This window comes from Photobacterium sp. DA100, from assembly GCF_029223585.1.
GTDB lineage: Bacteria > Pseudomonadota > Gammaproteobacteria > Enterobacterales > Vibrionaceae > Photobacterium.
This window is the reverse complement of the sequence record NZ_CP119423.1, coordinates 640,920-654,824: the sequence shown is the minus strand read 5'-3', so window position 1 is coordinate 654,824 and position 13,905 is coordinate 640,920. Positions and strand designations below refer to the sequence as shown.

The window sequence follows — 13,905 nt, the reverse complement described above, 5'->3', positions numbered from 1 at the left end:
CAAAATTCTTACAATCTCGAAAGCTGATGTTCTCGCACTACATTCAAGTGCTCATGGAGTCCGTTAAAACCCCTTGGGTGTTGTATGGTTAAGCCTCACGGGCAATTAGTACAGGTTAGCTCAACGCCTCACAACGCTTACACACCCTGCCTATCTACGTCGTAGTCTCCAACAACCCTTCAGGAACCTTATAGGTTCAGGGATGACTCATCTTGAGGCTCGCTTCCCGCTTAGATGCTTTCAGCGGTTATCGATTCCGAACTTAGCTACCGGGCAATGCGTCTGGCGACACAACCCGAACACCAGAGGTTCGTCCACTCCGGTCCTCTCGTACTAGGAGCAGCCCCTCTCAATCATCCAACGCCCACGGCAGATAGGGACCGAACTGTCTCACGACGTTCTAAACCCAGCTCGCGTACCACTTTAAATGGCGAACAGCCATACCCTTGGGACCGACTTCAGCCCCAGGATGTGATGAGCCGACATCGAGGTGCCAAACACCGCCGTCGATATGAACTCTTGGGCGGTATCAGCCTGTTATCCCCGGAGTACCTTTTATCCGTTGAGCGATGGCCCTTCCATACAGAACCACCGGATCACTATGACCTGCTTTCGCACCTGCTCGAACCGTCATTCTCGCAGTCAAGCGGGCTTATGCCATTGCACTAACCTCACGATGTCCGACCGTGATTAGCCCACCTTCGTGCTCCTCCGTTACGCTTTGGGAGGAGACCGCCCCAGTCAAACTACCCACCAGGCACTGTCCGCACCCCGGATAACGGGGCGACGTTAGAACATCAACACTACAAGGGTGGTATTTCAAGGACGGCTCCACCAACACTGGCGTGCTGGTTTCAAAGCCTCCCACCTATCCTACACATGTAGGGTCAATGTTCAGTGCCAAGCTGTAGTAAAGGTTCACGGGGTCTTTCCGTCTAGCCGCGGGTACGCAGCATCTTCACTGCGATTTCAATTTCACTGAGTCTCGGGTGGAGACAGCGTGGCCATCATTACGCCATTCGTGCAGGTCGGAACTTACCCGACAAGGAATTTCGCTACCTTAGGACCGTTATAGTTACGGCCGCCGTTTACCGGGGCTTCGATCAAGAGCTTCGACCGAAGTCTAACCCCATCAATTAACCTTCCGGCACCGGGCAGGCGTCACACCGTATACGTCATCTTTCGATTTTGCACAGTGCTGTGTTTTTAATAAACAGTTGCAGCCACCTGGTATCTGCGACTGCCAGCAGCTCCAAGAGCAAGTCTCTTCACCGCCGGCAGCGTACCTTCTCCCGAAGTTACGGTACCATTTTGCCTAGTTCCTTCACCCGAGTTCTCTCAAGCGCCTTGGTATTCTCTACCCGACCACCTGTGTCGGTTTGGGGTACGATTCCTTACTATCTGAAGCTTAGAGGCTTTTCCCGGAAGCATGGCATCAATGACTTCACCGCCGTAGCGGCTCGACATCGGGTCTCAGCCTTAAGTAATCCCGGATTTGCCTAAGATTACAGCCTACACCCTTGAACCTGGACAACCGTCGCCAGGCCCACCTAGCCTTCTCCGTCCCCCCATCGCAATAGTAAGAAGTACGGGAATATTAACCCGTTTCCCATCGACTACGCCTTTCGGCCTCGCCTTAGGGGTCGACTCACCCTGCCCCGATTAACGTTGGACAGGAACCCTTGGTCTTCCGGCGAGGGAGTTTTTCACTCCCTTTATCGTTACTCATGTCAGCATTCGCACTTCTGATACGTCCAGCACACCTTACGATGCACCTTCAACCGCTTACAGAACGCTCCCCTACCCAATACATAAAATGCATTGCCGCAGCTTCGGTGTATAGCTTAGCCCCGTTAAATCTTCCGCGCAGGCCGACTCGACCAGTGAGCTATTACGCTTTCTTTAAATGATGGCTGCTTCTAAGCCAACATCCTGGCTGTCTGAGCCTTCCCACATCGTTTCCCACTTAGCTATAACTTTGGGACCTTAGCTGGCGGTCTGGGTTGTTTCCCTCTCCACGACGGACGTTAGCACCCGCCGTGTGTCTCCCGGATAGTACTTACTGGTATTCGGAGTTTGCAAAGGGTTGGTAAGTCGGGATGACCCCCTAGCCTTAACAGTGCTCTACCCCCAGTAGTATTCGTCCGAGGCGCTACCTAAATAGCTTTCGGGGAGAACCAGCTATCTCCAGGTTTGATTGGCCTTTCACCCCTAGCCACAAGTCATCCGCTAATTTTTCAACATTAGTCGGTTCGGTCCTCCAGTAAGTGTTACCTCACCTTCAACCTGCCCATGGCTAGATCACCTGGTTTCGGGTCTAATCCTAGCAACTGTACGCCCAGTTAAGACTCGGTTTCCCTACGGCTCCCCTAATCGGTTAACCTTGCTACTAAAATTAAGTCGCTGACCCATTATACAAAAGGTACGCAGTCACCCCGAAGGGCTCCTACTGCTTGTACGTACACGGTTTCAGGTTCTATTTCACTCCCCTCACAGGGGTTCTTTTCGCCTTTCCCTCACGGTACTGGTTCACTATCGGTCAGTCAGGAGTATTTAGCCTTGGAGGATGGTCCCCCCATCTTCAGACAAGATAACACGTGTCCCGTCCTACTCGTTTTCACTGATAATGCGCTACCGGTTACGGGGCTATCACCCTGTATCGCTGTGCTTTCCAGCACATTCACCTGACGCAAAACTAGCTTAAGGGCTAATCCGGGTTCGCTCGCCGCTACTGCCGGAATCTCGGTTGATTTCTCTTCCTCGGGGTACTTAGATGTTTCAGTTCCCCCGGTTCGCCTCGCAACGCTATGTATTCACGTTACGATAACTGCTTATGCAGCTGGGTTTCCCCATTCGGAAATCCAAGAGTATAGTGATTCTTACCATCTTCTCTTGGCTTATCGCAGGTTAGCACGTCCTTCATCGCCTCTGACTGCCCAGGCATCCACCGTGTACGCTTAGTCACTTAACCATACAACCCCAAGAGGTCTTTCGTATGGCTCAACAACCAAGGTTGTTCATCTGAGTTGTGATGAACTGTGTTTCGCCGGACTCACTATTTGTCTTCACTTTAAAAAAGTGAAATCAAACATAACAAGACACTTGAATGTGTTTTGCTTGAGAACTCGTTCTTCATAAAGAAGAACAAAATAAATCAATCTATCGATTGAATTTACTAGTCAGCTTTCCAGATTGTTAAAGAGCATGTGTTTGTCTTTCGACATCCACTTTCTAAAGATTCTTAAGGAAAAAACCTTAGAAAGTGGCGTCCCATAGGGGAGTCGAACCCCTGTTACCGCCGTGAAAGGGCGGTGTCCTAGGCCTCTAGACGAATGGGACACTATGTTGTCTTTTACTATTAACCAAGCAATCTGTGTGGACACTGCATAAAACGCAGTCATATCGTTAAGGAGGTGATCCAGCCCCAGGTTCCCCTAGGGCTACCTTGTTACGACTTCACCCCAGTCATGAACCACACCGTGGTAAACGCCCTCCCGAAGGTTAAGCTATCTACTTCTGGTGCAGCCCACTCCCATGGTGTGACGGGCGGTGTGTACAAGGCCCGGGAACGTATTCACCGTGGCATTCTGATCCACGATTACTAGCGATTCCGACTTCATGGAGTCGAGTTGCAGACTCCAATCCGGACTACGACGTACTTTCTGGGATTCGCTCACTCTCGCAAGTTGGCAGCCCTCTGTATACGCCATTGTAGCACGTGTGTAGCCCTACTCGTAAGGGCCATGATGACTTGACGTCGTCCCCACCTTCCTCCGGTTTATCACCGGCAGTCTCCCTGGAGTTCCCACCCGAAGTGCTGGCAAACAAGGATAAGGGTTGCGCTCGTTGCGGGACTTAACCCAACATTTCACAACACGAGCTGACGACAGCCATGCAGCACCTGTCTCAGAGTTCCCGAAGGCACCAATCCATCTCTGGAAAGTTCTCTGGATGTCAAGAGTAGGTAAGGTTCTTCGCGTTGCATCGAATTAAACCACATGCTCCACCGCTTGTGCGGGCCCCCGTCAATTCATTTGAGTTTTAATCTTGCGACCGTACTCCCCAGGCGGTCTACTTAACGCGTTAGCTCCGAAAGCCAGTGTTCAAGACACCAACCTCCAAGTAGACATCGTTTACGGCGTGGACTACCAGGGTATCTAATCCTGTTTGCTCCCCACGCTTTCGCATCTGAGCGTCAGTCTTTGTCCAGGGGGCCGCCTTCGCCACCGGTATTCCTTCAGATCTCTACGCATTTCACCGCTACACCTGAAATTCTACCCCCCTCTACAAGACTCTAGCCTGACAGTTCCAAATGCTATTCCGAGGTTGAGCCCCGGGCTTTCACATCTGGCTTAACAAGCCGCCTGCATGCGCTTTACGCCCAGTAATTCCGATTAACGCTCGCACCCTCCGTATTACCGCGGCTGCTGGCACGGAGTTAGCCGGTGCTTCTTCTGTTGCTAACGTCAAACGCTGCCGCTATTAACGACAACGCCTTCCTCACAACTGAAAGTGCTTTACAACCCGAAGGCCTTCTTCACACACGCGGCATGGCTGCATCAGGGTTTCCCCCATTGTGCAATATTCCCCACTGCTGCCTCCCGTAGGAGTCTGGACCGTGTCTCAGTTCCAGTGTGGCTGATCATCCTCTCAGACCAGCTAGAGATCGTCGCCTTGGTGAGCTCTTACCTCACCAACTAGCTAATCTCACCTGGGCTAATCCTGACGCGAGAGGCCCGAAGGTCCCCCTCTTTGCTCCGAAGAGATTATGCGGTATTAGCCATCGTTTCCAATGGTTATCCCCCACATCAGGGCATATTCCCAGGCATTACTCACCCGTCCGCCGCTCGCCGCCCATAACGTCCCCCGAAGGTTCAGTTATGTCGCTGCCGCTCGACTTGCATGTGTTAGGCCTGCCGCCAGCGTTCAATCTGAGCCATGATCAAACTCTTCAATTAAAGTTTTGGCTCAATGAATACTGTTATTACTTCCAATTTATTTCACTTTAAAAAGTGAAGACAAAAAGTAAGTAAGAATTGACTGTGCCGAATCTTGCGATTCGATTTGGTCACTCAGTTTCATTGATAATTCTTTTTGACTATCATTTCACGAGTGCCCACACAGATTGCATGGTCAAATTGTTAAAGAACAATACTGATTGGTTAGCGACTTAAGTTGCCGTTCTCCGTGTCAGTGAGGCGGAATTATAGAGACTTCCGCCAGCCTGACAAGCCCTAATTCAACAAAAAACACCACAAACAAGCCGTTTGATTGTTTTTTGTACCAAGCCGCTCATTTTTGCTTAAAAACCGGAGGGGGCGCGCTGAGACAAATTAGTAAAATCAGCTAGCCGCAATAAAAACAGCACTGACCTAGACGATATAGGAAATGAACTGACAATGGTTAGGCAACATTGGAGCTGTTGTTGGTCCGTCTCTTGCGCTTCCTATCCCTGGGGTGGGTAACAGGTACCGCTGCCAACAATCTCTTGGTGTAATCCGCCTGCGGGTTGGCATAAACCTCCTTAATCTTACCCATTTCAACAATTTTACCGTAATACATCACCGCCACCCGATCAGAGATGCGCTTCACTACCGAGAGATCATGGGAAATAAAGATAATCGCCAGGTTCATCTGTTGCTGGAGGTGCAACAGCAAATTGAGGATTTGTGCCTGAACCGATACATCCAACGCCGATACCGACTCGTCACAAATCAGCAACTTGGGCTTGAGGGCAATCGCCCTGGCAATACCGATCCGCTGCCGCTGGCCGCCGGAAAACTCATGCGGGTACCGATTAACCGACTCTTTCGGCAACCCCACCTTAACCAATAGTTCCCTCACCCACTGCTTACGCTCCTGCGGCGTCCCGATCCGGTGGATAATAAAAGGCTCTTCCAATATCACACCAACAGTATGGCGCTGGTTGAGCGATTCCATCGGATCCTGGAAGACAATTTGCATCTCTTTGCGCAGCGGCCGCATCTCGCGGGAAGACAGCGCCGTAATATCTCTCCCCTCGTAGTAGATCTTCCCTGCCGTCGGCTCATAGAGTTTGAGGATGGTTCTGCCTAGCGTGCTCTTGCCACAACCGGACTCGCCCACCAACCCCAGCGTCTCCCCACGGCGAACCACCAACGATACCCCATCCACGGCTTTGACCGTGTATCCCCTGCGAAATATTCCCTTGCCGGAGACAAAGTGCTGCTTGAGATTTTCTATCCTTAATAATTCAGTCACCACACCCTTCCTTTACCACTCCGCCCCCCTTTCCTACCCGTCGTGCTCTGGTGGGAACAAGGCGACATCTACCGGTTTTATCTCGATAGCCTGCTTGGGCTCATCATCCAATTTCGGTATCAAAGCCAACAAACGTTCGGTGTAAGGGTGCTGGGGCGTATCAAACAAATCGAAGATGTCGGCGTACTCCACCACCTTTCCTCCATACATCACCGCGACATCGTCACAGATTTCAGCGATGACGCCGAGATCATGGGTAATGAAGAGTACCGACATACCCGTTTGCTGCTGAAGCTCATCAATCAACTCAAGAATTGAGGCCTGCACAGTCACATCCAGCGCGGTTGTTGGTTCATCACAAATAAGTATGTCTGGTTTGCACGCCAGCGCCATGGCTATCATGACACGCTGGCGCATGCCCCCCGACAAATTGTGCGGATACTCCCACAGCCGCTTCTCCGGCATAGGGATCTTAACCTTATTGAGCATTTCAAGAGCATATTGACCTCTTTCCTTCTTGCTCAATTCTGGGCGGTGCAGTTGCAGTACTTCGTTGATCTGCTGACCGATCGACTGGACGGGGTTGAGCGCCGTCATCGGGTCTTGGAACACCATCGAGATCCTGTTGCCCCGCATGGCATACATCTGCTCCGGAGGCAGCGCCACCAGATCTGTCCCTCGGTATAGGATCTGCCCGCCGACTACCCGGCCATAGGGCTTGGGCAACAGGCCCATTATCGACATCGCCGTTACGCTCTTGCCACATCCCGACTCTCCGACGATACCAAGGGTTCGCCCTTTATGGACGTCAAAACTGGCGCCATGAAGAACTTTTACCACCCCGTCATCGGTGGCAAACTCAGTCTGCAAATTGCGCACGCTCAATATGACATCATCATTCATCGCAGCCGGCCTTACAGCTTGTAGGTATCATCAATCACAGTAACCGGCTCAAAGGTCTTGCCCTTTTTCATTGCCGCAAGGGTGGCCTCCTTCTCTTTTTGGTCAATCCAGAAGGTAGCCAGATCTACGACCGAGAACATCACTTCAGTATGCTTGGTCATGGCCGGGGTCGGATACTTCATCCAGCGCCAGTAGCCTTCACGGGTATAGGGCACCATGTAACCCGGCACAATAAGGTACTCCTCGGATACTATTTTCTGGATCTGATGGGAAAGAGCCTGTTTCTTTTTGAGGTCAAACTCTTTGTCATAGCTGTCGATCAGTTGATCCATTTCCGCTGAGCGGAAATTGGTATGGTTATTGGTCTGTGGTTTGGCATTGACCGAGTGGAGGTACTCCCAATAGGCCGGGATCTCACCGCCGCTCATATTGATAAATGCCAGATCATGCTTCTTTTCAAGTACATACTTAAAAGCCGAGGAGCCATCGACCAAGTTGAGGGTAAACTCAAGGCCAGCCTGTTTAGCCTGCTCTTTAAGGTAGGCGATGCGCGGGGTATGGGGCGGAAAACCGTAGGTAATGGCAAAACTCAGGCGCTTACCCGAGCTATTGACCCGGATCCCATCGGCACCAATCTTGTCGAACCCGGCTTGGGAAAAATACTCTGCCGCCAATTGGGGGTTGAAGGCCGGCGGGGTGTTATCACTGCGGTCGTACCCGCCATGGCCAAACCCCATCCCATGGGGCTTGCGGGCATAATCGCCCCGGAGCACATTGGCTATCATGCCGTCGAAGTCGGTGGCATAGGTGACTCCGGCGCGAATACTACGCTCATCAAGTAGCGGCTGGGCCGTATTGATCCACAGTCCACCGGCTCCCTGAACCACCTGGTTGTAGCCCCAAAACTTATGGATGTAGCCATTCTGGTATGGCTTGGAATTGGCCTTTTCATGCCACAGGCTAGGCAGAACCAAACCGAAAGTATCCAGATTGCCTTTTTCGAAATGCTTGCGGGCAATGTCGTTATCCCGAATCACCGTGAAGCGGACTTTCTCCACATTGTAGCGATGCCGGTAGTAGCGGTTGCTGTAGCCCCACCAATCCTTGCCGACATGTCTGAAGGTCACGCTTTTGCCTTTCTTGACCTGATCCATGTAGTACGGGCCGGTGGTCGGCTCACTCTTGAAGTTATAGCGACGGACAAAATCATCGTCGATGCCGTCATTGTTAGCGTCTTTCTTCGGTTTGAAAAAATGCTCAGGCCGGGGCTGCAAGCCATTACTCGGTAGGTTGATTTGCAGCATCAGCTCATCATCGGTCATTTTTATCGCCGACCTCACCGCAATGGTGTAGTCATCAAACTTAACAACAGATTCAATCTTGTTAGTAAAGAAATCGTTATACCACGGCGAGACAATATCCTTGGAGCGGTAATAGCTAAGCATGAACAGGTAATCGTCGGCAGTTACTTTCTCGCCATCGGACCAGCGGGCCTTGGGATCTAGCTTGAAATACACCGTCTGGTTGTCATCACCAAACGCCCATGCGGTCGCGAGCTGGGGGATCCAGTTGCCAGTATTGGGGTGACGGGCTGCCAGCTTGGGGACCCCATCCATAAAATAGTGGCGCAACCCGGAGTTTGAATCCGGACCGACACTGCGCAAAGTCTGCGGAAAGCTGGCCAGGTAGGTTCTTAGCGTGCCGCCAAACTGGGCTTCGGGAGAGGCAAAGAGTGGCTCATCCATGTTTGAATGCCATTGCACACCGGATGGCAACGCTGTAGCAAACACGGTATTGCAGGACAGAACCATTATCGCGATAGCAGAACAGTTAAAATGCTTTTTCATTTGCAATATCCTTATTTTCCACATCGGCAAACGTCGCTAGACATAACGGGTAAACTTCTTGGGATCAAAGGCAGCCCGGATCGCTTCGCCAATGAAGGTCACCATCACCAAGACCAGTACAATCGCACTGACCACCGAAGCCACAATCCATGGTGAGTCCAAGTTCGACTTCCCCTGCTGAAGCAGCTCCCCCCAACTCGGCGTCGGCGGCATCAAGCCCAGCCCCAAGTAGTCCAAGGCTGTCAACGCGGTGATATTGGCGGCGATGGTAAAAGGCGCCAAGGTAACGATCATAACCATGGTATTGGGTAAAATATGGTGGAACACGATTCGCAAGGTCGATGCCCCCAGCGCCTTGGCCGCCATCACATACTCCCGGGCCGACTCCTTGTAGGTCATGGTCCGCATATACCAGGTCATCCCCATCCAGCCAAACAACACGTTAATCGCGACAAACAAGGCAAAGGTCGGCTGGGTGATCGACACCAAGATCATAATCACATAGAGGAAAGGTACCATCGACCATACCTCTATAAAGCGTTGGACAAACAAATCAAACTTGCCACCGAAAAAACCCATCGCGCACCCGACAATGGTTCCTATCGCGTAGGAAACGGCCATGGTGATCAGTGCAAACCCCATAGCGATGCGAAATCCATAGACCAAGCGGGCCAGGATATCCCGCCCTATCACATCCGTTCCGAGGTAGTGCTTGTCCATACGGCTCGGTGGCGTTGGCGGGAAGTCACCCGAAAAATCCTGCTCATAAGGATTCCAGGGCACCAGCGGCATAATGACAAAATTATCCCCACCCTGCAGGGCCAGGCTCTGTTGCAGCTGCCGGTAATCGGCCTCCCCCGTTGTGGCTTGGCCAAATTCGCTCCCCAAACGCACCGCCGACAATACCGGGAAGCTGTATTGCCCATCGTATTTCACCACCAGCGCCTTGCTGTTTATCAGCAACTCGGCAAACAACGACAGCAGCAGCAAAGCTGAAAGCAACAGAAACGACCAATAGCCCCGCTTGATTTGTTTAAAGCGCTTGATCTTTTTCCGTGTCAGAGGATTTAGCGTCAACATGATCAGGCTCCGAATCTCACTCTGGGATCGACCAGCGCCACACAGATGTCCGAGATAATATTGCCCAGCATCAGCATGGCCGCATTGATCGCCACGATCCCCATCACAACCGGGTAATCCCGCTCGATAATCGACTCGTACCCAAGCAGACCAATCCCGTCGATATTGAAAATCACCTCAATCAAGAACGAGCCGGTCATGAAAAACAACAGCGAATTGCCAAAGTGGCTGGCGATAGGGATCAAGCTATTGCGCAGGGCATGCTTGCGAACCGCTTTTTTAAACGGCAACCCTTTGGCTATCGCCGTGCGGATATAGTCCGATGACAAGTTTTCCATCAGGTTATTTTTCATCGTCATCGTCAGGGTGGCGAAATCGCCGATCAAATAGCAGATCAGCGGTAGTACCGCATGCCACATTACGTCCTTGGCCCGCTCGAAAAAACTACCGTGGTCATCGAAGTCCTCACCGACGAAGCCGCCCATCGGGAACCATTCCAGGTGATAACTGAATAAGGTGATCAGCAGGACACCGACCACATAGCCGGGCAAGGCATAGCCGATAAAAATGAGGATCGAGGAGCCCGAATCAAACACCGAGCCATGTTTGAGAGCCTTGTAGTAACCCAGAGGTATCGAAATAAAATAGCTGATGAAGAACGTCATGCCGCCATAGAACAAGGAGATGGGTAGTCGCTCGGCAATCATCTCGGCAACCGGCTCGTAATAGCGGGTTGATTCGCCAAAATCCAAGATCATCAGCTTACCAAGCCATTCGGTATAAGCTTCCAGTACCGGCTTATCCAGGCCGTAGAAGGCATTGAGCTCGGCAATTTGCTCTTCAGACAATGCAGAGTTGCCTCCGGCAGAAGCCGTGGCAGCCACACCATCACCTTGCGCCTGCATATTGGCCAGCATGCGCTCCACCGGCCCTCCGGGAACAAACCGGGTGATGGTGAAAATCAGGATAGTGATCCCCAGAAACGTCGGGACGACCAATACCAGCCGACGTAGAAAATATGACAGCATGTTTTAACGGCTCCATGTCAAACAGGCACGATGCGCCATTCCCACTAGCATCTATTCACACGAGGCAGGAAACCAGCTCGAAAACGCCACGCTCATATTAACTTTATATTAACAATCAGCGAGAGGTAGAGCTTTGACATGAAAAAATAAAACAAAGGCCGCGAATGCGGCCTTGGTAACAAGAGGATAGGTGCAGGATTATTGTGCTGCCAGCCAAGCTGGCACATCGGCCACGCTGTCGAGCACGGCGTCAGCCAGTTGTTCACCTTCGGTGGTGACCGGCTTGCCAGTACGCACTAGGATTTTGGTGCCGACTTCGGCAGCTTCGGCCGCTTTCATGTCATCGGCCTTATCACCGATCATCACCGAGCTGGCCATATCAATCTTGAGGAAGTCACGGGCAGAGATAAACATACCTGGCTTTGGTTTGCGGCAGTTGCAATCCTGAAGATAATCGCCTTTACCTTCTGTCGGGTGGTGTGGGCAGTAATAAATACCGTCGAACTCCACGCCGTTATCAACGAAGTTCCAGTCCATCCACTCGGTCAGGGTCAGGAACTCATCTTCGGTGTACATGCCTCGGGCTATACCGGCCTGGTTGGTCACCAACACCAACATATACCCCATCGCCTTAAGTTTCTTACAGGCTTCAAACACCCCCTCGACATATTCAAAGTCGTCGGTGGTATGCACGTAGCCGTGATCGATGTTAATCACGCCATCACGGTCAATAAAAACTGCTGGTTTGGCCAAGTGTTAGCCCTCTGTCTCGCTGTATTCGTTATGCCCCAAATTATGGCACGGCTGGCAAAGGGATTCACCTGTTTCTCTAAGTCCCTATGGCCAAAGCAAACAAAAAGTCACGGCCGAAGTATGGCTATAAAGACATTTAGACGTCCAGACGTAAAAATATCTATTGACTTCATTTATGTTAGCCCATAGCATCAAAGCCATAGATGCAATTGGCAGACAGAGCTCTCGCATCAAGAAAATAATGTAAATGCAACACACAACATAACAATATACCGGTCGCAGCCATTGATGGGCGTGCCCGTCATCAACGCGGTATAGGATTTGGGAAATACGATGATAGAAATAAACAGAGTCAATAAAGTCTTCTATCAAGGGGCCAAGGAGATCCACGCACTGCGTGAAATCAACCTGACCATTGAGCAAGGCACCATCTTCGGGGTGATTGGTTCTTCCGGTGCCGGTAAAAGTACCCTGATCCGCTGTGTTAACCTGCTTGAGCGCCCGACCAGCGGTCATGTCATTGTTGACGGCATCGACCTGACCCAGCTATCAAACCAGGAGCTGACCCAGGCCCGCCGCAAAATAGGCATGATTTTCCAGCACTTCAACCTGCTGTCATCCCGTACCGTTTTCGACAACGTCGCATTGCCCCTCGAACTGGCCGGCACCAGCAAGTCCGCTATCAAAACCAAGGTCGATGAGCTGCTTGAACTGGTTGGTTTGGCCGACAAGCGCGAGTCCTACCCGTCCAACTTGAGTGGCGGCCAGAAGCAGCGTGTGGCCATTGCCCGTGCGCTGGCCTCCGATCCCAAAGTGCTGCTGTGCGACGAAGCCACCAGCGCCCTTGACCCGGCAACGACCCAGTCGATCCTGACACTGCTCAAGGAGATCAACCGCAAGCTCAACCTGACCATTTTGCTGATCACCCATGAAATGGATGTGGTCAAAAGCATCTGCTCCGAAGTGGCGATCATCGGAGGCGGTGAGCTGGTCGAAAAAGGCCCGGTCGGTGAAATCTTTGCCCATCCGAAAACCGAACTGGCACGCGAGTTCATCCGCTCAACGCTGGATCTTTCCATTCCGGAAGACTACCGGGCCCGCATGGTTGAAACCCGGATTGAAAACAGCTACCCGCTGATCCGCCTTGAGTTTACCGGAGCATCGGTCGATGCCCCGCTGATCTCCCAGGTGGCCCGCGAGTTCAATATTGATATCAGTATCCTGAGCTCCGACATGGACTACGCCGGCGGTGTCAAGTTTGGTCTAATGCTGGCCGAGTTCTTCGGTACCGAACAAGCGGCAGAACAAGCCATTAATTTCCTTCGCGATCACAAAGTAAATGTAGAGGTATTGGGCTATGTTGCTTGATTCAATTACCACCTGGTGGACCCAGAATGAACGTTTGGTTGATCTGCTGATCGACGCCCTCGGCCAAACCCTGGTCATGGTCTTAGCCTCAGGACTGATCGGCTTTTTGATCGGGATCCCGGTAGGGGTTGCCCTGCACCTGACCAAGGAAAACGGCCTGCTGGCCAACCCGGTGCTCAACAAAGCACTGGGGATCGTGACCAACATCGGCCGCTCGATCCCATTTATTATCCTGCTGGTCGCGATCATCCCATTTACCCGCTTCGTGGTCGGCAGCTCCATCGGTACCGCTGCCGCTATCGTCCCGCTTACCGTGGGAGCCATTCCGTTCATCGCCCGCTTGGTTGAAGGCGCACTGCTGGAAGTTCCAACCGGCCTGGTGGAAGCGGCGCAGGCGATGGGAGCAACCCCACGCCAGATCATCAGCAAGGTCCTGCTGCCAGAAGCCCTGCCGGGCATCATCAACGCGGTGACCATCACCCTGGTTACCTTGGTGAGCTATTCGGCAATGGCCGGGACCGTCGGTGGCGGCGGCCTGGGTGACGTCGGGATCCGCTACGGCTACCAGCGCTTTGACGGAACCGTCATGCTGATCACCGTGGTGATGCTGGTTATCCTGGTCCAGCTGATCCAGTCAGCCGGCGACCACCTGGTCAAGCGCTTCGATCACAGGTAACAGACAGCAC

At 52.1% G+C, this 13,905-nt stretch carries 8 protein-coding genes, 1 tRNA gene and 2 rRNA genes; 2 read left to right on the top strand and 9 right to left on the bottom strand.

All coding sequences use genetic code 11. From position 1 onward, the window contains the following. Nucleotides 1-84: 84 nt before the first annotated feature. From PTW35_RS03295 to gmhB, 9 genes are all read right to left on the bottom strand, one after another. Nucleotides 85-2,971 (bottom strand): 23S ribosomal RNA (locus tag PTW35_RS03295). Between the two features lie 292 nt (nucleotides 2,972-3,263). Continuing rightward, nucleotides 3,264-3,339 (bottom strand) — tRNA-Glu (locus PTW35_RS03290). Between the two features lie 67 nt (nucleotides 3,340-3,406). Next, a 16S ribosomal RNA gene (locus PTW35_RS03285) occupies nucleotides 3,407-4,958 on the bottom strand. The 16S and 23S rRNA genes sit together here with 1 tRNA gene alongside, the layout of an rRNA operon. 445 nt (nucleotides 4,959-5,403) lie before the next feature. After that, the gene (locus PTW35_RS03280) at nucleotides 5,404-6,243 is read right to left on the bottom strand and encodes an ATP-binding cassette domain-containing protein (RefSeq protein ID WP_281026521.1); all 840 of its coding nucleotides are present in this window, start codon (nucleotides 6,241-6,243) and stop codon (nucleotides 5,404-5,406) included. 30 nt (nucleotides 6,244-6,273) lie between these two features. Further along, a complete protein-coding gene (locus PTW35_RS03275) occupies nucleotides 6,274-7,143 on the bottom strand; it encodes an ABC transporter ATP-binding protein (protein ID WP_281026520.1) in 870 nt (289 codons plus the stop codon). An 11-nt stretch (nucleotides 7,144-7,154) separates the two neighbouring features. Next, nucleotides 7,155-8,954, bottom strand: a complete 1,800-nt coding sequence (locus PTW35_RS03270) for an extracellular solute-binding protein (RefSeq protein WP_281027426.1) — start codon at nucleotides 8,952-8,954, stop codon at nucleotides 7,155-7,157. A gap of 72 nt (nucleotides 8,955-9,026) precedes the next feature. Then, nucleotides 9,027-10,070, bottom strand: coding sequence for an ABC transporter permease subunit (locus PTW35_RS03265; protein ID WP_281026519.1), 1,044 nt, complete (start codon nucleotides 10,068-10,070; stop codon nucleotides 9,027-9,029). A gap of 2 nt (nucleotides 10,071-10,072) precedes the next feature. Next, on the bottom strand, nucleotides 10,073-11,098 hold the full coding sequence (locus PTW35_RS03260) for an ABC transporter permease subunit (RefSeq protein ID WP_281026518.1): 1,026 nt from the start codon (nucleotides 11,096-11,098) through the stop codon (nucleotides 10,073-10,075). Between the two features lie 198 nt (nucleotides 11,099-11,296). Further along, the gene (gmhB, locus tag PTW35_RS03255; protein WP_281026517.1) at nucleotides 11,297-11,851 is read right to left on the bottom strand and encodes a D-glycero-beta-D-manno-heptose 1,7-bisphosphate 7-phosphatase; all 555 of its coding nucleotides are present in this window, start codon (nucleotides 11,849-11,851) and stop codon (nucleotides 11,297-11,299) included. A gap of 333 nt (nucleotides 11,852-12,184) precedes the next feature. Between gmhB and metN the strand changes: the two genes are divergently transcribed. Beyond that, nucleotides 12,185-13,219, top strand: coding sequence for a methionine ABC transporter ATP-binding protein MetN (metN, locus tag PTW35_RS03250; RefSeq protein WP_281026516.1), 1,035 nt, complete (start codon nucleotides 12,185-12,187; stop codon nucleotides 13,217-13,219). Beyond that, nucleotides 13,209-13,895 carry a methionine ABC transporter permease gene (locus PTW35_RS03245; RefSeq protein ID WP_281026515.1) on the top strand — a complete coding sequence of 229 codons (687 nt, stop codon included), beginning with the start codon at nucleotides 13,209-13,211 and terminating at the stop codon, nucleotides 13,893-13,895. The genes metN and PTW35_RS03245 overlap by 11 nt, the downstream gene beginning before the upstream one ends. Nucleotides 13,896-13,905: the final 10 nt, after the last annotated feature.